The sequence below is a fragment of the Streptomyces sp. NPDC048514 genome (assembly GCF_043199955.1).
GTDB lineage: Bacteria > Actinomycetota > Actinomycetes > Streptomycetales > Streptomycetaceae > Streptomyces.
Genome location: NZ_JBICWT010000002.1, coordinates 550,964 through 574,873 on the forward strand (window position 1 = coordinate 550,964; position 23,910 = coordinate 574,873).

The following is a 23,910-nucleotide window of genomic DNA, read 5'->3' on the forward strand; positions in this document are numbered from 1 at the left end:
ACGGTGTTCACCGCCCGTTCACCCCGTCACGATCGCCGGGTCGCTGACCCCGGGCAGCCCGTTCTCGACGTGCCCGGCGAACCCGCGCAGGAACGCCGGGTCGGTGGCGCAGGTGACGGTCAGGTCGTACCAGCGCAGGCTCGCCGTCAGGTCGAAGGTCCGTTTCACGGTGGCACCGGGCCGTACGGTCACCGTGCCCGGGCCGCCGCCGTAGCCGCTCGTGACCTTCAGCTCCACCGTGCCGGATCCCTTGTTGGTGAACGTCAGCTCCACGCGGTCGCCGGCGTACCGTGCGGTGGCCTCGGGGCCCGCGACCGCGTTGCGGCCCCTGAAGACACGCAGGAAGCCGTTCGGGCCGTGAACGGCGAGGTCGTAGGAGCCGCCCGAGTAGGTGGAGTTCCAGGTGTCGGAGAGGGTCTTGCCGGCCTCGGTGGTGTAGGGCCAGGGGCCGTCGGCGCGGTTGCCCGAGGTGACGAGGAAGGCCGCACCCGCCTGCGCCCCCGAGGCGAAGGTGAGCGTGAACCTCCCGGCCGCTGTGTCCGCGGAGCCGTCCACCACCGGTGCGTACTTCAGCGGCCGGGCGGGCCGGCTGCCGCGTTCCTGCTTGGGCAGGGAGGGGTTGGCGGGCGGGGTGGGCACATAGTCGGGGTGACGGTTGCGGTCCGGCGGCTGGTAGCCGGCCGTGGAGGGCAGCGCGGCCGGTGCGGTGTCCTTGCGGGAGAAGTCGAAGGCGCTCGTCAGGTCGCCGCAGACGGCGCGCCGCCAGGGTGAGATGTTCGGCTCGCGTACACCGAAACGGCGCTCGATGAACCGGATGATCGAGGTGTGGTCGAAGGTCTCGGAGCAGACGTAACCGCCCTTGCTCCAGGGGGAGACGACCAGCATGGGCACCCGCTGGCCGAGCCCGTAGGGGCCGGCGGCGTGCCCGGCGTCACCCTTGAACAGGTCCAGGGAGGCGTCGACGGTGGACCGGCCCTGGGCGGCGGAGGCCGGCGGGTAGGGCGGGATCACGTGGTCGAAGAACCCGTCGTTCTCGTCGTAGGTGATGAACAGCGCGGTCCTGCCCCATACGTCGGGGTTGGAAGTGAGCGCGTCCAGGACCTGCGCGATGTACCAGGCGCCGTAGTTGGCGGGCCAGTTGGGGTGCTCGGTGAAGGCCTCTGGGGCGACGATCCAGGACACCTGGGGCAGCTCGCCGGACTTCACGTCCGCCTTCAGCCGGTCGAAGTAGCCCTCGCCCTTCCTCGCGTCGGTGCCGGTGCGGGCCTTGTCGTACAGCGGGTTGCCGGGCTGCGCGTTCCGGTACTGATCGAAGTAGAGGAGGGAGTTGTCGCCGTAGTTGCCCCGGTAGGCGTCCCCGATCCAGCCCCAGGAGCCGGCGGCGTCGAGGCCGTCGCCGATGTCCTGGTAGATCTTCCAGGAGACGCCCGCCTGCTCCAGCCGCTCGGGGTACGTCGTCCAGCCGTAGCCCGCCTCCTCGTTGCCGAGGACCGGACCGCCGCCCTTGCCGTCGTTGCCGGTGTGCCCGGTCCACATGTAGTAGCGGTTGGGGTCGGTGGAGCCTATGAACGAGCAGTGGTAGGCGTCGCAGACGGTGAACGTGTCGGCGAGGGCGTAGTGGAACGGGATGTCGTTCCGGGTGAGGTACGCCATCGTCGTCGCGGATTTGGCGGGCACCCACTTGTCGTACTTGCCCTGGTCGAAGGCGGCATGGCCGTCGCTCCAGCCGTGCGGCAGGTCCTGGATGAAGGCCAGGCCCAGGTCGTCGGCGTCCGGGTGGAACGGCAGGATGTCCTTCTTGCCGTCGGACTGCCTCCAGACGGACTTGCCGTTCTGTGTGACGGGACGTGGGTCGCCGAAGCCCCGGACTCCCTTGAGCGAGCCGAAGTAGTGATCGAAGGAACGGTTCTCCTGCATCAGCACGACGATGTGCTCGACGTCCTCCACCGATCCGGTGCGGGACTGGGCGGGCAGTGCCGCGGCACGCTGGATGCTGCCGGACAGCGCCGTGAAGGCGGTGGTGGCTCCCGCGAGTTGCAGGAATCGCCGCCGATTGACTTCGGACATGAGTGAGGACCCTCTCATCCTGACGTACGTGATCCCGTCAGATGACGGAATCTGCGCGGAGTGAGTGTTCCAAGAGCAACAAACGTCAGGGAAGGGTCTGGTGGCGCCCGTGTGAATCTCGGCGGTCCGTGCGGTGCGGCGTACCACCGGCGTCGGCGCCGTCGACCGGCTCTCGTTCCGGGCTGATCGGCGGAAGTCCGTGGATCGCCGCCGCGTTCCGAAGGCGTTGCTCCGAAGACGCGGCGGCGGGCGGCGGCACTCAGGGCGTCAGGTAGGCCTCCACCTCGCTGAGCTGGGCGGCCGGCCAGCCCGTGTTGGCGGTCACACTGAGCCGGAGGTGGCGCAGGCTGGTGGACACGGGCAGGGTGACGGTGGCCGTGTTGCCGGTGGCCGGGTCGAAGCGGTACGCCTGGGAGCCCAGCACGGTCGTGTAGCCGGCGCCGTCGGTGCTGCCGAGCACGGCGATGGTCTGTGTGCGGGCGCCCCAGGACGTGGACGGGGGCAGCTTCAGCACCAGCCGCCGTACGGCGTAGGAGGAGCCGAGGTCGACCGTCAGGGACTGCGGGAATGCGTTGTTGGCCGATTCCCAGTAGGAGCCCGCGTCGCCGTCGACGGCCTTGCCGGGGGTGTAGACGTCCTGGGAGCCGGTCGCGGTGGCCGGCCGGCCCTTGGCGAGGTTGCGGCCGGGGTCGGGGTCGGGGCTGCCGTGACCGGGCTGGGGCCAGGTGGAGCAGTCCGCCCAGGTGCCGGGCCAGCCGGAGTTGCCGCCGCCGTCGGTGAGCGTGAAGGAGCCCGAGTTCGCCGGGTAGGGGCAGTTGTAGGTGCCCGCGGCGCCCACCTGGGTGGCGGTGACGTTCCGGAAGGTGGCCGCTCCCGGCGCCTCGGCCTGGACCACGACCGTGCCGGTGCCGCGCACGGTCGCACCGGTCACGTCGACGTTCCGGACCGGGTGTCCCTGTCCGCCGCCGGAGACGAACTCGAAGGCGCTGTAGGGGCTGTCGGTGATGGTGGTGTTGGTGATGTCAACGGTCGCGTCGACGGCGCTGTCGTAGGAGTCCACGCGCAGCGCGCCCATCGGGTGGTTCCAGTTGGGGTTGATCGCGCCGGTACGCACCAGTGTGTTGCCGTCGACGGTGATGGTGCCGGACAGCGGGGAGAAGGGGTCGGCGAACTTCTGGTTGGAGATCGCTATGCCGCTGCCGAGGGCGTTGGTGTCGGAGACGAGGTTGTTCCGTACGGCGATGTCGGTGCCGCCGTAGACGGCGATGCCGTTGGCGAGGTTGGGCTGCGAGATGGTGTTGTTCTCGAAGCTGCTGTCGGTGTCGGCCGAGTACAGCGACCACATCGCGAGCGAGTCGTCGCCCTGGTTGCGCAGGAAGTTGTTGCGGACGCGGACCCCGCGGGCGTTGCCGTTGAGGTTGAGTCCGTCGGCGGTGGTGTCGAGGATGCGGCTGTTCTCGACCACCAGGTTGTCGTTGTTGCCCGTGAGCCACAGGCCGACCTTCATGTGCTGGATCCACATGCCGGACACGGAGGAGTTGGGGCCGAGGGAGCCGTTGACGAAGTTGTCGGGGCTGGAGTCGACGCGTTCGGTGACCTCACCGATGACCGCGAAGTCCCTGATGTGGACGTTGCCGGCGGAGCCGGACTGGTCGATGAAGCGGGAGGTGTGCACGACCGAGTACCAGCTGCCGGCGCCCCGCAGGGTCACGTTCTGCACGCCGCTCAGGGAGGATGTGACGCGGTAGTCGCCCGGCGGGATCCAGACGGTTCCGCCCCGGGCGGCGGCGATGGCGTCCCGGAACGCCTGGGTGGAGTCGCCGTTGCCGCTGGGATCGGCTCCCCTGGACACGACCGACACCGAACCGGCGGGCTGGGCGGCGGCCGCGGCGACCTGCTCGAAGTCGGCGACGTCCACGGTCACCTGGGTACCGGCCGACTCGACGGCGATCCGGTCGCCGGCCTGGACGTTCCGCCCCAGCAGCAGCCGGGCGTCGTCGAAGAAGTGGTGCGTCTTCGCGCCGGCGATCCAGCCGGTGTCGACGTACGAGTACTTCGCGGTCACCGGGACGGTCCTGGCGAGCCTGGTGCCGTTGACGTACACGTTCAGCGAACCGGACCGGCCGTCGGGGACGCTGTAGGCGATGTTCAACGCGTTGGCCGCGCGCGGCGCGGTGAACTCCACGCGCTGACCGGCCGTCAGCCGCACGGCCTGCCGGCCGGAGGCCTCCGAGGCGAGGGAGCCCTGGGTGTAGTCGGGTCCGATCCGGGTGCCGTCGGTCGTCGCGGACTCGGCCTCCACGGAGGTGAAGGGAAGCGTGGCACCCGCGGCCGCGTGCGCGGCCGGGGCCACGGTGACGAGCATGCCGGCGGCGAGCGCGACGACCGCGCCGATGGCCGGCATGCTCCTGACATATCTGGCGGTACTTCTGTGCATGTGCTGATCCCTTCGTGGTGGGGGTGCGGGGACAGCTGTGCGTGGCCGGCTCAGGCGCGCAGCCAGGCCGCCGTGTCCTGCGGCAGCCGGCCCGCGTCGTCCAGGGGACCGCTGCTGAGCAGGATTCGTGAGTGTGCGGGGAGATCGGCGGGGGCGGGCTCGAGGTTGACCACGCACACCGCTGTTCCGGCACGGGAGAAGGCGAGGACCCCGTCGGGGGCGGGCAGCCAGGTGAGGGGTCCGTCGCCGAAGACCGGACGGGTGGCGATGGCCTCGCGGTAGAGGGAGAGCATGGACCGCGGATCGTCGCGCTGGCGGTCGACCGCGTACGACGGCCAGCCGGCCGGCTGCGGCAGCCACGGCTCCTCGCGCGAGCCGAATCCCGCGTACGGCAGGCCGGCGGCCCACGGCAGCGGCACCCGGCAGCCGTCGCGGCCGGGGTCGACGCCGTGCGATCGGAAGTACATGGGGTCCTGGACGCGGTCGGCCGGGATGTCGGCCTCCGGCAGGCCCAGTTCCTCCCCCTGGTAGACGTACACCGATCCGGGCAGCGCCAGCGACAGCAGGGCGGCCGCGCGGGCCCTCCGGGTGCCGAGCGCGAGGTCCGTCGGCGTGCCGAAGGCCTTGGCGGCGAAGTCGAAGGCGGTGTCCTCGCGGCCGTAGCGGGTGACGGTGCGCGTGACGTCGTGGTTGCACAGCACCCAGGTGGCCGGGGCCCCGACGGGGGCGTGCTCGGCCAGGGTGGTGTCGATCGAGGCGCGCAGCCGCTCGGCGTCCCAGGGGCAGGCGAGGAAGGAGAAGTTGAAGGCGGTGTGGAGTTCGTCGGGGCGCAGATAGCGGGCGAAGCGCTCGGCGTCGGGGAGCCACACCTCGCCGACGAACACGCCGTCGTAGGCGTCGGCGACGGATCGCCAGGAGCGGTAGACGTCGTGGAGTTCGTCGCGGTCGACGAACGGGTGCGGCTGCGGGTGCGCGGCGAGGTCGGGCAGCTCCGGGTCCTTGACGAGCAGGGCCGCCGAGTCGATGCGGACACCGGCGACGCCCCGCTCGAACCAGAACCGCAGGATGTCCTCGTGTTCCCGGCGGACCGCCGGGTGCGCCCAGTTGAGGTCCGGCTGCTCGGGGGTGAACAGGTGCAGATACCAGTCGCCGTCGGGCAGCCGGGTCCACACCGGTTCGGTGGAGCCGACGAACTGCGACGGCCAGTCGTTGGGCGGCAGCTCACCGTCCGGGCCGCGGCCGGGCCGGAAGTGGAACAGTTCCCGCTCCGGGCTGCCGGGTCCGGCGGCGAGCGCCGCCCGGAACCAGGGGTGCCGGTCGGAGACGTGGTTGGGCACGATGTCGACGATGGTGCGGATGCCCGACTCACGGGCCTCGGCGATGAGCTTCTCCGCCTCGGCCAGGGTGCCGAAGGCCGGGTCGATGGTCCGGTAGTCGGCGACGTCGTAGCCGCCGTCCTTCAGGGGCGACAGGTACCAGGGGGTGAACCACAGGGCGTTCACGCCGAGTTCGGCGAGGTACGGCAGCCGGGCGCGGACGCCCGCGAGGTCGCCGGTGCCGTCGCCGTCGCCGTCCGCGAAGCTGCGGACGTACACCTGGTAGATGACGGCGGAGCGCCACCAGTCCTGGTCCGGCTGGGGGTTGCGGGCAGGGGTGGGCTGTCCCACGGTGCGTGCCTTTCTGTCTCGGGGGCTCCAGGGCGGTTCAGCCCTTGGTGCTGCCCGCGCTGATCCCGGCGATGATGTGCCGCTGGAAGACGAGGAACAGCGCCACCATCGGGATGCTGGCGATCACCATCGCGGCGATGAGCACGGTGAGCTGGATGTTCTGCGACAGCTGGACGAGCGCCACGCTGATCGGCTGTTCGCCGGTGTCGGAGAAGACCATCAGCGGCCACAGGAAGTCCTGCCAGACGGCCACCAGGGCGAAGATGGACACCACGCCGAGGACCGGCCGGGACATGGGCAGCACCACCGACCACAGGATGCGCAGCTTGCCGGCGCCGTCGATCTCGGCGGCCTCCAGCACATCGCGTGGCAGCTGGTCGAAGAACCGCTTGAGCAGATACAGGTTGAAGGCGTTGGCGACGGCCGGCAGCCAGATGGCGAGCGGGTCGTTGAGCAGGCTGGTGTGCAGGAACGGCAGGTCGGCGACGGTGAGGTACTTGGGTACGACGAGTGCCTGTGCCGGGACCATGAGGGTGGCCAGGATGCCGCCCAGGACGACCTTGCCGAAGGCGGGTCTCAGCTTGGACAGGGCGTAGGCGGCTGCCGTGCAGAACACGAGCTGGCAGGCCCAGGCGCCGGCCGCCTGCACCACCGTGTTCCACAGGTGCCGCGGCAGTTGCATCAGGTCCCAGGCGTCCGTGTAGCCGCCGGTGTGCCAGTGCTTCGGCAGCAGCGTCGGCGGGGTCTGGGCGACCTCGTCCGGGGACTTCATCGCGCCCGTCACCATCCAGTAGACCGGGAAGAGGAAGGCGAGCGCGAAGAGGAGCACGACGGCCGTGAACACCGTCCAGTAGGCGGCCTTTCCACGCGGGCGGGCGAGGGTGGCCGGGGAGATCAGGGTGCGGGTCCCGCTCATGCGTCCCCCTCGGCCCGGGTGAGCCGCAGATAGATCGCGGAGAAGACGCCGAGCAGGACGAGGAGCATCACGCTGAGCGCGCAGGCCCCGCCGAAGTCGTTGTAGAGGAAGGCGTATTTGTAGATGAGGTAGAGGACGGTGACCGTCGCGTTCTCGGGGCCGCCACCGGTGATGACGAACGGCTCGGTGAACACCTGCATGGTGGCGATGATCTGAAGCAGCATCAGCATGAGGATGACGAACCGGGTCTGCGGGATCGTCACGTGCCGGATGCGCTGGAGCAGGTTCGCCCCGTCCAGTTCCGCGGCCTCGTACAGCTCGCCCGGGATGGACTGCAGGGCGGCCAGGTAGATGAGGACGGTGCCGCCCAGGTTGGCCCAGGTGGCCACGATCACCAGGGAGACGAGCGCGGTGTCGGCGCCGTTGGACCAGTTCGAGGTGGGCAGGTGCGCGAAGCGCAGCGCCTCGTTGGCGAGGCCGGCCCCCGGGTCGTAGAACCACTTCCACAGCAGGGCGCTGACCACCGGCGGGATCATCACCGGCAGGTAGACCACGACCCGGAAGAAGGCCTTGGCGTGCCGCAGTTCGTTGAGGACGAGCGCCAGGGCGAAGGGGACGGCGAAGCCGATGAGCAGGGCCAGCAGCGTGAACGTGAAGGTGTTGCGCCAGGCCGCGGTGAACTCGGGGTCGTGCAGGACGCGGGTGAAGTTGGCGGTGCCGGCCCACTCGGGCGAGGAGCCGGGCGTGTACTTCTGGAAGGCGATCACGACCGCCCGGATCGCCGGGTACCAGGAGAACAGGGCGAAGCAGACCAGGCCGCCGAGGAGGAAGCCGTAGGCGCGGGCCTGGTCGACGAGGCGGCGCCGCCTCCGGTCCCCTGCCGGGGGCGGCGCCGGGACCGGGTGGGCGGCCGGCTGTGCCGGGAGCCGCCGTTCGGCCGTCTTCGTCATGGCGGTCAGCTCCGGGCCAGGATGCTGTCGATCTTGCCGGAGGCGTCCTCGAGGAGCTGGTCGATGTCCGCGTCCTTCTTGGTGAGGACGGCGGAGACGACGCCGTCGAGGACCGAGTAGATCTGCTGGGCGTTCGGCGGCTCGATCTTCATCTGCAGCTGCTGGTTGCCGTCCAGGAAGGCCTGGTAGTTGTCCACCGGCACATTGGCGTTGGCCTTCTTGAGCTGCTGGTCCTTGGCGTCGGCGGCGCCGGTGAACAGGCGCGGCTCGGGCAGGCCGACGGGGGCGTCGTTCTGCTTGGAGCGCGCGTAGTCGCCGAGGAAGCCGGATCCGGGGGTGAGGAACATGTGGTCGAGCCACTTCAGGCCGGCGCGGATCTGGGCCGGGCTGTCCTTCTTGCCGAACATGTAGCCGTCGCCGCCGATGAGGGTGCCCTTCCCGCCGGGCACGGGGGCGAGGGCGAGGTCCTTGTAGTCGCCGCCCTTCTCCTTGACCAGGATCGGGATGTTGTCCGGGGCGCCGAGGTACATGCCGAGCCGGCCCGAACCCATCAGCTGCTGGACGTCGTTGATGACGAGGAGCTGCTTGCTGCCCATCGAGTCGTCCGTCCACCGCATGTCGTGCAGGTTCTGCAGGACGGCGTGGCCTTCGGGGGTGTCGATCGTCGCCTTCCTGCCGTCGGGGCCGACGACGTCGCCGCCCTGCGAGTACAGCTCGGCGGTGAAGTGCCAGCCGCCCTGGTTCTGGGCGCTGTAGTCGGCGTATCCGACGGTGCCGCCGCCGAGGGCCGCGATCTTCCTGGCGTCGGCGCGGACCTCTTCCCAGGTCGCCGGCGGCTTGTCCGGGTCGAGTCCGGCCTTCCCGAAGAGCTTGCGGTTGTAGATCAGTCCCATCGAGTACCCGGTGCGCGGGATGCCGTAGACCTTGCCGTCCACGGTGTAGATGTCCCGCAGCTGCTTCTGGATGGTGCCGTAGCTCTTCAGTTCCTTCAGGTACGGCGTGAGGTCGGCCGCCTGGTTGATGTCGACGACGTGGCCCGCGTCGGTGAAGTACGTGTAGAAGACGTCCTCCATCTGACCGCCGGCGAGCTTGGCGTCGAAGGTCTTCGGGTCCTGGCAGGGGAATGCGTCGTGGGGGACGACGTCGATGTCCGGGTTCTGCTTCTCGAACGCGGCGACGTCCGCGTCGAAGAACTTCCGGTCGACCTTGGCGCTCTTCGGCGGCTCGCAGTTGACGGTGATGCGCGTCTTGCCGTCCGCCGCGTCGTCGTCACTCGACCCGCAGGCGGTAGCGGCAAGCGCGAGGGCGGAACAGACGCCGATCGCGACATAGGTACGGCGGAACCCGGTGCTTCTCATCGGTGGACCCCTCGTGGCACTCATGGCAGGAGCGGTGGGCGCCGCACACTCAAGCACCGCCGGCAAGTGACCGCAAGATGGCGCGCAGAATCTGTAATTATTTGACAGCGGATGGAAGGACTCCGCCGAGCCTGCGGTTCTCAGGGACGCGGCGCTTGCGCGGTGGACCCGCGCACCACCAGCTCGGGCTCGAACAGCAGCTCCTCCGCGGATACGGCGGTGCCGCCGATCTGCACGTTCAGCAGCTCGACGGCCGCGCGGCCCATGGCCTCGATCGGCTGGCGCACGGTGGTCAGCGGCGGTTCGGTGCAGTTCATGAAGGCCGAGTCGTCGTAGCCGACGACGGAGATCCGGCCCGGGACGTCGTACCCCTTGCGGCGGGCCGCCCGTACGGCGCCGAGCGCGAGCGGGTCACTGGCGCAGATGATGCCGGTGACGCCGCGGTCGATGAGCCGGGAGGCCGCGGCGTGGCCGCCCTCGATGGAGAAGATGGCGCGCGCCGTGAACTCCTCGGGCAGGTCGCCGGTGATCGCCCGCGCGGCCGCCAGCTTGCGGGCCGAGGGCACGTGGTCGGCGGGGCCGAGGACCAGGCCGATGCGCTCGTGCCCCAGGGAGGCCAGGTGCCGCCAGGCCTGCTCCACGGCGACGGCGTCGTCGCAGGACACGCCGGGGAAGCCGAGGTGCTCTATGGCCGCGTTGACCAGCACGACGGGGATGTGCCGGTCGGCGAGCAGCCGGTAGTGGTCGTGCGGCGCGTCGGCCTGCGCGTACAGACCGCCGGCGAAGACCACTCCGGAGACCTGCTGCTGCAGCAGCAGCTCGACGTAGTCGGCCTCCGAGACACCGCCCTTGGTCTGCGTGCACAGCACCGGGGTGAGCCCCAGCTGGGCGAGGGCGCCTCCGATGACCTCGGCGAAGGCGGGGAAGATGGGGTTCTGCAGCTCCGGCAGGACCAGGCCGACGAGCCGGGCGCGTTCGCCGCGCAGCTGGGTGGGCCGCTCGTAGCCGAGCACGTCCAGTGCGGACAGCACCGACTGCCGGGTGGCGTCCGAGACCCCGGGTTTGCCGTTGAGCACCCGGCTGACCGTGGCCTCGCTGACCCCGACCTTCTTCGCCACTTCCGCAAGTCGTCGCGTCATGCATGCAAGCCTAGCGCAAGCAACGCAAACAGCTTGCGTAACGGTACGCGGTGAATCGGCGGGCCGGGCGGGGGCCGTGGACAGGGGCAGGTCCCGTGGCAGGGGGCCGGCCCGTTTCGACCCGGCGCCGCCGGTGACCTGAACACCGGCGGTGCCGGGTCAGTCCTCGGGTGCCGAAACGACCGTCAGATGGGTGCCCGTGCCGCGGTGCCGGCGCGAGCGGCGCACCTGCGCGACCGCCCGGCGGGGCTCGCGCAGGACCATGGTCAGACGCCGGTGGCCGAGGTCCCGCAGGGTCTGCGGGGTCTCCTCCACGATGCGGCACTCCACGGGACCCCGGCGCGGGTCGGGGTGGAGCAGCAGCCGGACGGCCCCGTCGAGCCGGGTGGCGGCCTCTCCGACGGCCCGGATCCAGTGCGGCAGACCCTGCCGGTAGGCGGCCTCCATGAGCGGGTCCTGGGCGATGTCCCGGCGGATCGCCTGGAGTTCGTGGTCGTGACCGCCGCTCTCCAGCGCGGTGCGCAGGTGGGCCAGCATCGGCAGGCACCAGCCCGGCTCGTGCTCGCCGAGGACCTCGCCCGCGTCGGGGTGGAACAGGACGAACCGCAGGAAGTTGTCGCCGGGCATGGCCGTCGGATGGGGGCGCATGCCGCGGAAGAGCGTCCCGAAGGCGTTGTTGGCCATGACGACGTTCCAGTGCCGGTCGACGACAAGGGACGGGTAGGGCAGGGACTCCAGCAGCGTGGCGTAGTCCGCCAGGTACGACTGGGTCGCGCAGGTCTCGGGGACGGGCCGCGGTGCCGGCCGCCGCCCTCCTGCCTGATATGCCATCGGGAGGTCACCCCTCTTGCCTCTGCGGCCTTCACGCGGCGATGTGATCCTGCTGCCCGCCACGATCGGTGTCAACTATCGTGGCATTTCATGCCGCTCGACGGCTGAAATTCGCCACAGTTGTGGCGAGACCTGGATGTGAGTTCGAGGCACCCGCTACTCTCCGGGAAGTTCACGGCGACCGCTTGCGAGAAGCACGCACGCGTCTGAAACCCTCGAGAGACGTAGGAGTTCTGTCGGTGACGGATGGCTACGAGGATCCGGGCGCCGCGGCGACCGCCCAGCTGCCGGCCGTCGTCGCCCGCGTCACCGCGCTCGCCGACCGGCTCGGTGTGGCGCACGCCGAGGTCTTCGACGTCGGGCGGCTCTGCACCGGCTGCGGTGTGCCCGAGCCGGTGGTCAAGGCCCTGCTCAGCGGGCGGCCGGCGGGCGAACCCGATGTCCAGGCGCGATTCCTGCAGCGCCTGGACCTGTTGCGGCGCACGCGGCTGAAGCCCAACGGCCGCAGGTACACCCAGCAGGAGATCGCCGACGGTGCGGGCATGTCCCGGCAGCAGGCCGGCGCGCTCATCAACGGCGACCGGCGGCCCACGATGGAGCACTGCGACGCGTTGCAGCGTTTCTTCCGGGTGCACGCCGGCTTCCTCACCGCGGAGGATCCCGAGGCACTGGCCGGCGCCCTGCAGCGCACCGAGCAGGAGTTGCTGCAGAAGCTCGCCGACCGGGAGCGGGCCGCGGCGGAGGCGGCCGAGGATCCGCTGGAGCGGCTGCTGCAGGACCACGGGGTGCGCGGAATCGCCTGGCGTGCCGCCCAGTTGCCCACCGATCAGCACCGGGACAAGGTCGCCGAGTGGCTCGACATGCTGCTGGAGAGCGTCAAACGACCCGAGTAGTGAGCCGGGGGTGGACCGTGGGCGTCCCCAGGGAGATGCGCCGGCTGTGCGACGAGCTGGTGAGCGGACTCGCGACGCCCGCACCCGCGCCGCCGCACGAGCTGTACCGCGCGCTGTGCGAGGCGATGAGCGGTCGCCGCGGCCGCCCCGTGCTCTGCCGTACGGCCGTCTTCCCGCCGGGAACGGCGAGCGGGCTCTGGCTGGATCTGGCCGACCGTGATCTCATCGTCGTGGAGGAACGCACGGCCCCCGAGCACCAGTTGGTGATCCTGGGCCACGAACTGTGGCACATGCAGGCACACCAGCGCGGTCAGGACGGCGGCCACGGGGAGGGGCCGGGTGGAGCGCGGCGGCTGCTCGCCGACGCGGACCGGGACGGCACCGACCGTGTCGGGCCGCGGGCGGCAGGGCGCCGCGTCGCGGCCCATACCCGCTTCGACCACGTCGAGGAACGGCAGGCCGAGACCTTCGGACTGCTGCTGGCCAGCAAGTGCCGTACCCGGCTCATCGGTTCCGCGCCGCGCGGCCCGGTGCAACACGACGGCCTCGTCGGCCGCATCGGCGCGTCCCTGGGATATCGGGGCTCGCAGGGCTGAGCCGGACGCGGGCGCCACGGAGTTTGACCAGGTCCCGCCGCATCGCACAATCGCGGCACGACCGCACGACCGCACGACCGCAGGACCGCAGGGCGGTACGGCGCATGACCGCATGACTGTACGGCGCGTGACCTTGATACCGCCTCGCCGCACGGCCGCATCGCCGCACTGCCCCGTCGCCCCGTCGCCATGTCGCCGCGCGACCGGCCAGCCGCACGGCCGGGAGTCCGTCCGCCGGATGCGCCGCCCTTTCACCTCCGCTGAGCGGGCGAACCGACGCGGCGCCGGACGGCGTTGTCAGTGGTGGACGGCAAGCTGGAATCGTGCGCCGTACGACTCGGCGCACGGCGCCGCAGGGCGCGTGACCGTGACGCCTACCCGGGGAGAGCCGACCGATGCCCACCGCCGTACTGACCGACCGTGAGCGCACCGCCGTCCAGGCCTACCTGCGGCTGCTGCATACGGTGCGCGCCGCCTTCGACGGGCCGCCGGACGGCGACCGGCCCGCCGTCGTCCCGCCCAGCGTGCTCGCCGAGGCGGAGGCGGCCCTGGACCGGGCGGGACTCTCGGGCAACGAGGAGCGGTTCTTCCTGCTGCTGCGCGAATGGTGCCCGGCCTCCTGACCGGCCGGAGCCGGTCCGCCGCCGGCACGTGCGCCGCGAGGCCGGCGGCGGAGGCCTCGCGATGCGCACCCGGTGGCAGCGGCCACGAAAGGTCCGGCCCGACGCGGCCGCGCTGCCGCACGCGCCCGCCGAGGACGGGCCGGGCGGCGGGGTCAGGCGTGCGGTACGACGACGGTCGTGGCCACCACTCCGTCGCGTACGGCCCAGCGGCCGTCGAAGGACTGCAGCCGGTGGCCGCCGACCAGCGGCCCGGGGACGAGAAGCTCGGCGTGCAGGGTGCCGGCCGGTCCGCCGCCGGGGTGTGGACTCAGGGTGATGTCGGCCTCCGAGAAGTCCAGCCACTTGCGGGTGAGGGGGTACCACGCCTTGTAGACGGACTCCTTGGCGCTGAACAGGATCCGGTCCCAGTGCACGGCGGGCCGCTGCCCGGCGAGCCGGGCCAGCCGTTCGGCCTCGGCCGGCAGGAAGACGGTGGCTCCCACGCCGTCCGGCAGCGGGCCGTGCGGTTCGGCGTCGATGCCGACGGACGCAAGGTCGCCGACGCGGACCAGGGCGGCGGCGCAGTAGCCGTCGCAGTGGGTCATGCTGCCGATCAGACCGTCCGGCCAGCGCGGGGCGCCCCGCTCGCCGGTGACGATGGCCTGGGGCGGCACGCCGAGCTTCTCCATGGCACGCCGGGCACAGCCGCGCACGGCCGCGAACTCGCGGCGGCGCTTGGCCACGGCACGCGCGACGAACGTCTGCTCCTCCGGGTGGAGCGGGGCGTCCCACAGCGGGTCGTCACGGTGTGCCTCCACGGCCACGACCGACTCCGGGAGCAGCTCCTCGATCACCGGCTTCGACCTCCATCGGCAGAATACGACGTAGCGTTCCCGGGCGCCCGGGGCGCTTGCGCCACTCGCGGGGATACCCCACGGAGACCTCTTCGAAGCGGACTCCGTCGTGCCACGTGGTGCGGGGGATGTGCAGATGGCCGTAGACCATCGTGGCGACGCGGAACCGGCGGTGCCAGTCGGCGGTCGCGCTCGTCCCGCACCACATGGCGAACTCGGGGTGCCACAGGACCTCGGTGGGATGCCGGTCCAGCGGATAGTGATTGACGAGCACGGTCGGCAGGCCCTCGGGCAGCGCCTCGAGCCTGCGCTCCGTCTCGGCGACCCGGGCCCGGCACCAGTCCTCACGGGTCGGATAGGGGTCGGGGTGCAGCAGGTACTCGTCGTTGCAGACGATGCCCGTGCCCTCAGCGTAGGCGAGGCCCTCGGCCTTCGTGGCGCAGCCGGCCGGCAGGAACGAGTAGTCGTACAGGAGGAACAGCGGGGCGACGGCGACCGGGCCGCCGGCGCCGTGCCACACCGGGTACGGGTCCTCGGGGGTGAGCACGCCCAGTTCCCGGCACAGCTCGACCAGGTGCTCGTAGCGCGCGACGCCGCGCAGGGTGACCGGGTCCTTCGGGTGGGTCCACAGCTCATGGTTGCCCGGTGCCCACAGCACCTTGCGGAAGCGGTCCGCGAGCGTGCCGAGCGCCCAGCGGATGTCGGCGGCCTTCTCCGCGACGTCGCCTGCCACGATCAGCCAGTCGTCGTCGCCGGCGGGGCGCATGCTCTCGACCAGGGCCCGGTTCTCCGGGTAGCCGATGTGCAGGTCGCTGATGGCCAGCAGCTGTCCGGCCCCGGCCGTCGTCTCCACCCCGCACCCCTTTTCCGATCATCGGTCGTGGACACCACGAGAACACATTTCCATACGGTGGACAAGATGTTTCGGGCCGGGCACCGGCTTCCACCTGGCGCCGAACACCCGCCCGGCGTAGGGAAGACGGCCCGGCCGGACATGTCCCGGCACCGCGCCGGGGAGGGCCGCGCCGCACCGGGCGCGGACGCACTGCGGGGGCCGGCCGCCACCGGTTGGAAGCCGGGAATCCGTAACCTGCGCGTTGCACGCGGGCACCTTCGCAAGCCGTATGATCGGCCCAACGCCAACACCCCTCATCCCCCTTCGCACGGGGCTGTTCGGCGTCCCTTCCTCCTTCCTGCCCGGGCACGGGCCGCTCAGCCCTGCCCGCACCCCGTGAAAGGCGGCCTGCATGGTCTCTCGCGTACGCGTCTGGCTCAACCGCACGTACGCGGAGAACGTGTTCTTCATGGATCAGCTGCGGAGAAATCCCAGCGACCGCGCGGTGGAGATCCACGCCACCCACGCGGACCCCGATTCCCCCGTGCTGGCCGCCGCCGACACCGCGGACCTGGAGCCGGAGGGCCTGTCCCCCGCCGGGTACGTCGAGTACGCCCTGGACCAGTGCGCCCGGCGCGGCATCGACGTCTTCGTGCCCAGGCTGCACCAGGCGGCGATCGTGGCGCACCGCGCCGACTTCGCGGCGGCGGGTACGGCCCTGCTGGCGCCGACGCCCGAGGCGGTGGCCGTGTTCGAGGACAAGGCCACCGCGTACGAGGCGGTCCGTTCCGTCGGCGTCCCGGTGCCACCCTGGTGGCGGGTGCGCACGGCGGACGAACTGCGCTGCGCGGTGGAGGAGTTGGAGTCGTCCGGGCACAAGGCCTGTTTCAAGCCGGCGGCCGGGGCCGGCGGGGTCGGCTTCCGGGTGATCACGCGCACCTCCTGCTCGCTGGCCGACCTCGCCGGTTTCCCCGGTCCGTACGTGCGGCTGGACTCGGTGATCGAGGCGCTGACCCGGGCCGAGGAGCCGGTGGACTGGCTGGTGATGCCCCGGCTGGACCAGCCCGAGGTGTCCGTCGACTGCCTGACCGGCACCGACAACCGGCTCCGGCTCGCGGTGGGCCGCACCAAGAACGGCCGCCGCCGGGGTTTCACCCTGGACGAGCGGTGGCTGGAGCCTGCCAGGCTGGTCGCCGAGGGCTTCGGGCTGCACCACCTGTCCAACATCCAGTTCCGTATGTTCGGTGACCGCCCGGTGCTGCTCGACGTCAACACGCGGCCCGCCGGCGGCCTGCACCAGCTGTCCCTCTGCGGGATCAACGTGCCCTGGGCGGCGGTGCGGTTGGCGCTGGGCGAGGACCCGGGGTTCATCGAGCCGCCGTTCCTCGGGCCGGACTACACGGTGGTGTCGGGGCCGCGCCCGCTGCTGCCCGCCGCGCTGCCCCGGCAGCGGGTGGGGTCGGCGGAGGCCCTGCTGCCCGCGGTGCCCATGCAGGCGGCTTCGCCGGCCGAGGTGCTGCCGCTGTAGTCACGGGCCGGTTCGGGCCGCCCACTTGACGGCGGGATCGGTCCATACCGAATTCATGGGCGCACCCGTTTCGCACTTTCCCCGCACTCCCTGACAGCCCCGTCCCGACAGGGAGACCGCGCGCGTCACCTTCGGCGGCGGCGCCGGCATGTACGGCGACGCACCTGGCAGTTCACCTCGATCACCGCCGGATTCACCGGCTGGCGATCGGGTCCGACGGCGGAGGGCCGCTCGGCGGAGCGGCCCTCCGCCGTCGGACCGGCCGGCGGACGCCGCTGGAGAAGCGACCGTACTGAGCGAAGGAGGCCGGTCACACCTGCGCGAAGAGACCGGCCGACGGCGTCTATTTCAGGTAGGCCAGGCCCGGATGGACCTCGGTGTAACCCTCGACCAGCCTGCGGGCCACGGTGACGGAGTCCACCAGCGGGTGCAGCGCGAAGGCCTTCACGGCCGTCTCCCGGGAACCGGACTCGGCGGCGGCGAGCACCTCACGCTCCACGGCCTTGACCGAGCAGACCAGTCCGGCGGCGTGCCCGGGCAGCGGCTCCGCGGCCAAGGGGTGCGCGCCGCCCGCGTCGACCAGGCAGGGCACCTCGACGACCGCGTCGGCGTCGAGGACGGACAGCGTGGAGCGGTTGCGCACGTTCAAAATGAGGGTGGTGCGCTCATCGCGGGCGATGGCCCGCATCAGGGCGAGGGCGACCTTCTCGTAGCCGCCGGACAGGTCGTCGGCTTCGCGTTCGCCCGCGCCGGCGCTCTCCCGGTTCTCCGCCATGTAGGTGGCCTCGCGCTCGGCGCGGGTACGGTCCCAGGCGAGCAGCGCGGAGACGCCGGGGTCCCCCGCCTCCCGGTAGAACCCGGCCTGCTGTTCGCGCAGGAAGGCGCCGCGGGTCTGCTCGGCCTCCCGGTAAGCGCGGACGGTCTCCCGGTTGAAGTAGTAGTAGTGCAGGTACTCGTTGGGGATCGCGCCGAGCGACCGCAGCCAGTCGGCGCCGAAGAGCCTGCCCTCCTCGAACGAGCCCAGCAGCGCGGGGTCGTCGAGCAGGAGCGGGAGCCGGTCGCGTCCGGCGACGCGCAGACCCCGCACCCAGCCGAGGTGGTTGAGGCCGACGTAGTCGACGAAGGCCTCCTCCGGGTCGGCGCCGAGGACGCGGGCGATGCGCCGGCCCAGGCCGACCGGTGAGTCGCAGATGCCGATGACGCGCTCTCCGAGGTGGCGGGACATGGCCTCGGTGACCAGGCCGGCCGGATTGGTGAAGTTGATGACCCAGGCGTCCGGTGCGAGGCGGGCCACGCGCCGCGCGATGTCGACGGCGACCGGGACGGTACGCAGGCCGTACGCGATACCGCCCGCGCCGACGGTCTCCTGGCCGAGCACGCCCTCGGCGAGCGCCACCCGCTCGTCGGCCGCCCGTCCCTCCAGGCCGCCCACGCGGATGGCCGAGAAGACGAAGTCCGCGCCGCGCAGGGCCTCGTCCAGGTCGGTGGTGGCCGTCACCCGCGGTGCGTCCGGGAGGCCGGCGGCCTGTTCGGCCAGGACCCGGGTCACAGCGCGGAGCCGGCCCTCGTCGAGGTCGTGCAGGACGACCTCGGTGACCCGCCTCTCGGCGTGGTCGGTCAGCAGCGCCCCGTACACCAGCGGCACCCGGAACCCGCCGCCGCCCAGAATCGTCAGCCTCACGTCCTGCACCTTTCCCGGAATTCCCGCCACGGCCACCTCGGCGGGCCCCTCGCGGCGGCCTGGTGATGAGCGGCCGGCCACCGCGCGGCCGTCCTCCCCACCGGGCCGCGGCCCGTCCCGCCCGAACTGTACGGGGCCGCACGACCGGCCCGCGAAGTCACCGCTCCGCCGGCCTCTGCGGCTTACGTTGCGCGTGACGACCGCCGGGGACGAGCCGTGGGCACCGCGCGGCACGCAGGTGTGCGCCCCCCGGGTGCGACTGCGGGCCCCGGGGCCCGGCGCGGCGGCGTGCGGCCCCGCCGTCCCGCCCGGTCCGGCGTCCGGCCCGGCGCCGGTTCAGACCCTGCCCCCGAAGAAGACCCGTACCTCCCGGATGAGGCCGTCCCGCACGGTGATCGCCTCGACGTTGCCATAGCGCTCACCACTGCTCAGCTCGTACTCGTAATGGACGAGGACCAGTTCCTCGTCCGCGGCGACTAGGTGGGTGATCCGGTGCTCGGTGAACCGGTGGGCGGTGGGGAAACAGCGCTCGAAGAACGCCGCCTTGTCGATGTGGTCGTCCCGGGGGCTGGTGAAGGTGAAGTCGTCGGCGTAGAGGGGAAGGGCCGCCTCACGGTCCTGTGACCAGTAGTGACGGAACGCCGCCTCGACGACGCCGGCCGGAGAGCCGTTCATACGCTGTCCTCGGTCGTGGGGGTGGACCGTACCCGGCCACGATATCTCCGCCGCCGGGCCGGATGCCTTCGGCTCGTGAACCCCTTTGCAGGGATGGGACTTTCTGTGCTTCGAGGCTTGACGGCGCACGGGGCGCGGAGCACATTGACGGCACCGTGAGAGCGCTCTCAACCACTCGGATGGGAGCGCTCTCATCCGACTGTCCCCCGCTCCCCGCTCTTCCCGCTCCCCGCTCTCCCCGCTCTCCCCGCTCTCCCCGCTCACCCGGACCGTCCGCCTTCCCGTATCCGAGAGGCTCCCCCATGAGCGCATCCCCCGGCATCTACAGAGCCCGTCCACTGCGGCGCGCGCTGGTCGCCGTCGCCGCCACGCTGGGCCTGGCCGCGGCCGTCGCCACAGCCGCCACCGCACCCGCCGACGCCTCCGCGCCCACGCCACCCGCGGGCTGGACGCAGGTCTTCGCCGACGACTTCGTCGGCCCGGCGGGCGCCGGCGTCAGCTCCTCCGACTGGCAGTACGCCACGGGTACTTCGTATCCGGGCGGAGCCGCCGCCTGGGGCACCGGCGAGGTCGAGACGATGACGTCGAGCACGAACAACGTCGCCCTGGACGGCAACGGGAACCTGCTGATCACCCCGCGCCGCGACGCCTCCGGTCACTGGACCTCGGGCCGGATCGAGACCACTCGCACCGACTTCCAGCCTCCCGCGGGCGGCAAGCTGCGCGTCCAGGCCCGGATCCGGATGCCCGATGCCACCGGCGCCGCCGCGAAGGGCTACTGGCCGGCCTTCTGGATGCTCGGCTCACCCTTCCGCGGCAACTACTGGAACTGGCCGGGCGTCGGCGAGCTGGACATCATGGAGAACGTGCAGGGCCTGAACACCGACTGGGCCACGGTGCACTGCGGCACCAGCCCCGGCGGCCCCTGCAACGAGACCACCGGCATCGGCGGCTCCACCTCCTGCACCGGCGCCACCTGCCAGGGCGGCTTCCACACGTACGCGATGGAGTGGGACCGCTCGACCGGCCCCGAGGAGATCCGCTTCTACCTGGACGGCGTCGTGTTCCACACCGTGAAGGCCAGTCAGGTCGACGCGGCGACCTGGGCCAACGCCACCGGCCACGGCTACTTCGTCATCCTCGACGTGGCGATGGGCGGCGGCTTCCCGGCGGCGTTCGGCGGCGGCCCGGACAACGGGACGGAACCGGGCCACCCGATGACCGTCGACTACGTGCAGGTCCTGCGCTCCTCGGGCGGCGGCACCACTCCGCCGCCCACCGGCGACCGTGACGCCTACAGCACCATCCAGGCCGAGTCCTACGACGGCCAGTCCGGCATCGGCACCGAGACGACGACGGACACCGGCGGCGGGCAGAACATCGGCTACGCGGCCAACGGCGACTGGGCCTTGTACAAGGGCGTCGACTTCGGTTCGACGGCGGCCAGGCAGTTCTACGCCCGGGTCGCCAGCGGTGCCCCGAGCGGGGTCAGCGGGCTGGTCGAGGTGCGCCTGGACAACCGGGGCAACGCGCCCGTCGGCAGCTTCTCGGTGGGCGACACGGGCGGGCGGCAGTCCTGGCGGACCGTTCCGGCGAACATCGGCGCGGTGACCGGCACCCACGACGTCTATCTCACCTTCGTCAGCGGCCAGCCGGCCGACTTCGTGAACGTGAACTGGTTCGGCTTCGGCCACTGAGCCGGCAGCCGGCACCGGGCCTCAGCGCAGCTCCGCCCGGAAGGCCACCGGCGTACGGCCGGTGTGCAGCTGGAAGAACTTGGAGAAGTTCGCCGCGTCGGGGAAGCCCACGGCCACGCCGACGCGGCCGATCGGCAGATCCGTGTGGGCGAGGAGGCGCTTGGCCTCCAGGACGACGCGTTTGTCGATGAATCCCTTCGGGGTCTCGCCGGTGGCCGCGCGGACGGCGCGCACGAGGGTGCGGCGGGAGTAACCGAGTGCGTCGGCGTAGGCGCTGACGCTGTGGTTGGCGGGGAAGCCCCGCTCGACGGCGTCCCGGAAGCGGGTGAACGTGTCGCTCAGGGCGCTGCCGGCGCTCCGCCGGGACGCTTCCGCCGAGCCGGCCGCGAGGTGGGCGAGACGCAGCAGAAACGCCGTCAGGGTGTGCCGCAGGACGGCCGCGTGGAGGCTGAGCGGCAGGGTGGCGGTGTCCTCGTACTCGCGGCGCAGCTGGTCGAGGGCCGCTCGCAGCGCGGTGAGCTGCGCGGGGTCGGGGCGCAGCAGCGGCGGAAGGTCGTAGCGGTACAGGCCGGCGGCCTCGACCGTGGCGCGCGGCAGGAAGCCGGGCTGCATGGTCAGCACGGTTCCGCGGTACCCGGACTCCCTGGAGAACCGGTGGACCTGTCCGGGGCGGATCCACAGCAGGTCGCCGGCGGCGGGCTCGTACTCGGTGAAGTCGACCATGTGCCGGACGGGGCCGCCGGTGAAGAGCATGACCACGTGGAAGTCGATGCGGTGGACGCGGTGCAGGGGGGCGTCGGCGTGCCAGGTGCGGTCGGTTCCCATGGGGCCGATCTGCATGCCGACGCCGCCGGCCGCCAGGTCGGCCGGGAAGGGGAAGGTTCTGATCCCGTCGCGGTCCGTCGTGCCGCCGCCGCTCGTGCCGTCGGCGGCTGCTTGGCGTGTTCTGTCAGCCATGTCCTTTTCGTGCCGTCCCTGTCGCGTGCTCGCTGTCCCAGATTCACCAAAGGCTGACACACCCCGACCTACCTTCAAAAAAGTCAGACTTTTAAGTTTGAACACGTCAGGCGCGTTATCCCGCATTGAACGAGGACTTCTTGAAGATGACTGCTCAGACTTCCGACAGCTTCGAGTGGACCGACCTCGACCGGCGTGCCGTGGACACAGCTCGCTTGCTGGCGGCAGACGCGGTGCAGAAGGTCGGCAATGGACATCCGGGCACGGCGATGAGTCTGGCTCCTGCCGCGTACACGATCTTTCAAAAGGTGATGCGTCATGACCCTGCCGACCCGGAGTGGGCCGGCCGTGACCGCTTCGTGCTGTCCCCGGGGCACACCTCGCTGACCCTCTACACCCAGTTGTTCCTCGCCGGGTACGAGCTGGAGCTGGACGACCTGAAGGCGTTCCGCACCCACGGCTCGAAGACGCCGGGCCACCCCGAGTACGGGCACACCGCCGGCGTCGAGACCACCACCGGCCCGCTCGGTCAGGGGGTCGCGAACGCCGTCGGCATGGCGATGGCCGCCCGCTTCGAGCGCGGACTGTTCGACCCGGAGGCACCCGAGGGCACCTCCCCCTTCGACCACACCGTCTGGGCGATCGTCTCGGACGGCGATCTCGAGGAGGGCGTCTCCGCCGAGGCCTCGTCGCTCGCCGGCCACCAGAAGCTCGGCAACCTGGTCCTCCTCTACGACGACAACCACATCTCCATCGAGGGCGACACCGCGACCGCCTTCTCCGAGGACGTGCTCAAGCGGTACGAGGCCTACGGCTGGCACACCCAGCGCATCGAGCCCACCGCCGACGGCGACATCGACGTGCCCGCCCTGTACACGGCGCTGGAGGCGGCCCGCGCGGAGACCGGGCGGCCCTCGATCATCTCGATGCGCACGATCATCGCCTGGCCGGCCCCGAACGCCCGGAACACCGAGGCCTCGCACGGCTCGGCGCTCGGCGAGGACGAGATCGCCGCCACCAAGCGCCTCCTCGGTTTCGACCCGGAGCAGACCTTCGAGGTCGCCGACGAGGTCCTGGCGCACGCCCGCCGGGCCCTGGACCGGGGTGCGGAGGCGCACGCGGCCTGGGACAAGCGGATCGCCGAGTGGCGTACGGCCGCCCCGGAGCGGGCCGAGCTGTTCGACCGCGTGAGCAAGGGCGAACTGCCCGAGGGCTGGCAGGACGCCCTGCCGGTGTTCGAGGAGGGCAAGGCGGTCGCCACGCGTGCCGCCTCCGGCAAGGTGCTGCAGGCGCTCGGCACGGTGCTCCCCGAGCTGTGGGGCGGCTCCGCCGACCTCGCCGGGTCCAACAACACCACCATCGACAAGACCAGCTCCTTCCTGCCGGAGGGCAACCCGCTGCCCAAAGCGGACCCGTACGGCCGTACCGTGCACTTCGGAATCCGCGAGTTCTCGATGGCCGCGGAGATGAACGGCATCGCCCTGCACGGCAACACCCGGATCTACGGCGGCACCTTCCTGGTGTTCTCCGACTACATGCGCAACGCCGTCCGCATGTCGGCGCTGATGCAGCTGCCGGTGACGTACGTGTGGACGCACGACTCCATCGGCCTCGGCGAGGACGGCCCCACCCACCAGCCGGTCGAGCACCTGGCCTCGCTGCGCGCCATCCCGGGCCTGAACGTCGTCCGCCCGGCGGATGCCGGCGAGACCGCGATCGCCTGGGCCGAGATCCTGAAGAGGCACGCCGCGAACCCCGCCCCGCACGGGCTCGCGCTCACCCGCCAGGGCGTGCCGACGTACGCGCCGGACGAGGACGCGGCCAAGGGCGGCTACGTACTGCGCGAGTCCTCGACGGAGGTGCCGGAGGTGATCATCATCGCGACGGGCTCCGAGGTGCACCTGGCCGTGTCCGCACGGGAGCGGCTGGAGGCCGGGGGCACCGGCACGCGGGTGGTGTCGATGCCGTGCGTGGAGTGGTTCGAGGAGCAGCCGCGCGAGTACCGGGAGCGGGTGCTGCCGCCGGCCGTGAAGGCCCGGGTCGCGGTCGAGGCGGGCATCGGCCTGACCTGGCACCGGTTCGTGGGCGACGCGGGACGCATCGTCTCGCTGGAGCACTTCGGTGCCTCCGCCGACGCCGAGACCCTGTTCGCCGAATTCGGCTTCACCCCCGAGAACGTCGCCGCCGCAGCCCGCGAGTCGCTCGCTGCCGCGCGCGCCTGATACCG

General features: G+C 71.5%; 19 protein-coding genes. 6 read left to right on the forward strand and 13 right to left on the reverse strand.

The genetic code is table 11. The annotated features are described in order from the left end of the window. Positions 1-18 precede the first annotated feature (18 nt). The 8 genes from ACGFT2_RS05305 to ACGFT2_RS05340 form a co-directional block, all read right to left on the reverse strand. Entirely contained in the window at positions 19-2,067 is a 2,049-nt protein-coding gene (locus tag ACGFT2_RS05305) for a phosphocholine-specific phospholipase C (RefSeq protein WP_393273654.1), read from the reverse strand. A gap of 259 nt (positions 2,068-2,326) precedes the next feature. Further along, positions 2,327-4,504, reverse strand: coding sequence for a discoidin domain-containing protein (locus ACGFT2_RS05310; RefSeq protein ID WP_393273655.1), 2,178 nt, complete (start codon positions 4,502-4,504; stop codon positions 2,327-2,329). Between the two features lie 50 nt (positions 4,505-4,554). Beyond that, positions 4,555-6,171: an alpha-amylase family glycosyl hydrolase gene (locus ACGFT2_RS05315; RefSeq protein ID WP_393273657.1), complete on the reverse strand. Its 1,617-nt coding sequence runs from the start codon at positions 6,169-6,171 to the stop codon at positions 4,555-4,557. Between the two features lie 37 nt (positions 6,172-6,208). Further along, complete coding sequence (locus tag ACGFT2_RS05320) at positions 6,209-7,087, reverse strand: carbohydrate ABC transporter permease (RefSeq protein WP_393273659.1); 879 nt, start codon at positions 7,085-7,087, stop codon at positions 6,209-6,211. Further along, positions 7,084-8,037, reverse strand: a complete 954-nt coding sequence (locus tag ACGFT2_RS05325) for a carbohydrate ABC transporter permease (protein WP_393273661.1) — start codon at positions 8,035-8,037, stop codon at positions 7,084-7,086. The genes ACGFT2_RS05320 and ACGFT2_RS05325 overlap by 4 nt, the downstream gene beginning before the upstream one ends. Before the next feature lie 5 nt (positions 8,038-8,042). Next, positions 8,043-9,395: an ABC transporter substrate-binding protein gene (locus ACGFT2_RS05330; protein ID WP_393273663.1), complete on the reverse strand. Its 1,353-nt coding sequence runs from the start codon at positions 9,393-9,395 to the stop codon at positions 8,043-8,045. 140 nt (positions 9,396-9,535) lie between these two features. Beyond that, positions 9,536-10,534 (reverse strand): LacI family DNA-binding transcriptional regulator, encoded by a 999-nt coding sequence (locus ACGFT2_RS05335; protein ID WP_393273666.1) that lies wholly within the window; start codon positions 10,532-10,534, stop codon positions 9,536-9,538. A gap of 159 nt (positions 10,535-10,693) precedes the next feature. Next, entirely contained in the window at positions 10,694-11,365 is a 672-nt protein-coding gene (locus ACGFT2_RS05340; RefSeq protein WP_393273668.1) for a hypothetical protein, read from the reverse strand. Between the two features lie 239 nt (positions 11,366-11,604). Between ACGFT2_RS05340 and ACGFT2_RS05345 the strand changes: the two genes are divergently transcribed. The 3 genes from ACGFT2_RS05345 (at position 11,605) to ACGFT2_RS05355 (ending at position 13,477) form a co-directional block, all read left to right on the forward strand. Next, the gene (locus tag ACGFT2_RS05345; RefSeq protein WP_393273670.1) at positions 11,605-12,258 is read left to right on the forward strand and encodes a helix-turn-helix domain-containing protein; all 654 of its coding nucleotides are present in this window, start codon (positions 11,605-11,607) and stop codon (positions 12,256-12,258) included. A gap of 17 nt (positions 12,259-12,275) precedes the next feature. Beyond that, positions 12,276-12,854 carry a toxin-antitoxin system, toxin component gene (locus ACGFT2_RS05350; RefSeq protein WP_393273672.1) on the forward strand — a complete coding sequence of 193 codons (579 nt, stop codon included), beginning with the start codon at positions 12,276-12,278 and terminating at the stop codon, positions 12,852-12,854. Positions 12,855-13,249: 395 nt separating this feature from the next. Next, positions 13,250-13,477, forward strand: a complete 228-nt coding sequence (locus ACGFT2_RS05355; RefSeq protein WP_393273674.1) for a hypothetical protein — start codon at positions 13,250-13,252, stop codon at positions 13,475-13,477. Positions 13,478-13,629: 152 nt separating this feature from the next. Here ACGFT2_RS05355 and ACGFT2_RS05360 read toward each other — a convergent pair whose 3' ends face one another. Both ACGFT2_RS05360 and ACGFT2_RS05365 read right to left on the reverse strand, forming a co-directional pair. Further along, complete coding sequence (locus ACGFT2_RS05360; protein WP_393273675.1) at positions 13,630-14,310, reverse strand: 4'-phosphopantetheinyl transferase; 681 nt, start codon at positions 14,308-14,310, stop codon at positions 13,630-13,632. Next, the gene (locus tag ACGFT2_RS05365; RefSeq protein WP_393273677.1) at positions 14,258-15,163 is read right to left on the reverse strand and encodes a metallophosphoesterase family protein; all 906 of its coding nucleotides are present in this window, start codon (positions 15,161-15,163) and stop codon (positions 14,258-14,260) included. Before ACGFT2_RS05365 ends, ACGFT2_RS05360 begins: the two co-directional genes overlap by 53 nt. 394 nt (positions 15,164-15,557) lie before the next feature. On the opposite strand from ACGFT2_RS05365, the gene ACGFT2_RS05370 reads away from it, so the two are divergent. Continuing rightward, entirely contained in the window at positions 15,558-16,673 is a 1,116-nt protein-coding gene (locus ACGFT2_RS05370; RefSeq protein WP_393273679.1) for an ATP-grasp domain-containing protein, read from the forward strand. Between the two features lie 343 nt (positions 16,674-17,016). Here ACGFT2_RS05370 and ACGFT2_RS05375 read toward each other — a convergent pair whose 3' ends face one another. Together ACGFT2_RS05375 and ACGFT2_RS05380 are read right to left on the reverse strand one after the other, a co-directional pair. After that, entirely contained in the window at positions 17,017-18,354 is a 1,338-nt protein-coding gene (locus ACGFT2_RS05375; protein ID WP_393273681.1) for a 6-phospho-beta-glucosidase, read from the reverse strand. Between the two features lie 336 nt (positions 18,355-18,690). Beyond that, the gene (locus ACGFT2_RS05380; RefSeq protein WP_393273682.1) at positions 18,691-19,029 is read right to left on the reverse strand and encodes a nuclear transport factor 2 family protein; all 339 of its coding nucleotides are present in this window, start codon (positions 19,027-19,029) and stop codon (positions 18,691-18,693) included. Positions 19,030-19,331: 302 nt separating this feature from the next. Between ACGFT2_RS05380 and ACGFT2_RS05385 the strand changes: the two genes are divergently transcribed. Next, positions 19,332-20,726 carry a glycoside hydrolase family 16 protein gene (locus ACGFT2_RS05385; RefSeq protein ID WP_393273684.1) on the forward strand — a complete coding sequence of 465 codons (1,395 nt, stop codon included), beginning with the start codon at positions 19,332-19,334 and terminating at the stop codon, positions 20,724-20,726. Between the two features lie 21 nt (positions 20,727-20,747). Here the strand turns inward: ACGFT2_RS05385 and ACGFT2_RS05390 are convergent, their stop codons facing one another. Further along, a complete protein-coding gene (locus tag ACGFT2_RS05390) occupies positions 20,748-21,683 on the reverse strand; it encodes a helix-turn-helix domain-containing protein (protein WP_393273686.1) in 936 nt (311 codons plus the stop codon). A 146-nt stretch (positions 21,684-21,829) separates the two neighbouring features. On the opposite strand from ACGFT2_RS05390, the gene tkt reads away from it, so the two are divergent. Next, entirely contained in the window at positions 21,830-23,905 is a 2,076-nt protein-coding gene (tkt, locus tag ACGFT2_RS05395) for a transketolase (RefSeq protein WP_393273688.1), read from the forward strand. Positions 23,906-23,910: the final 5 nt, after the last annotated feature.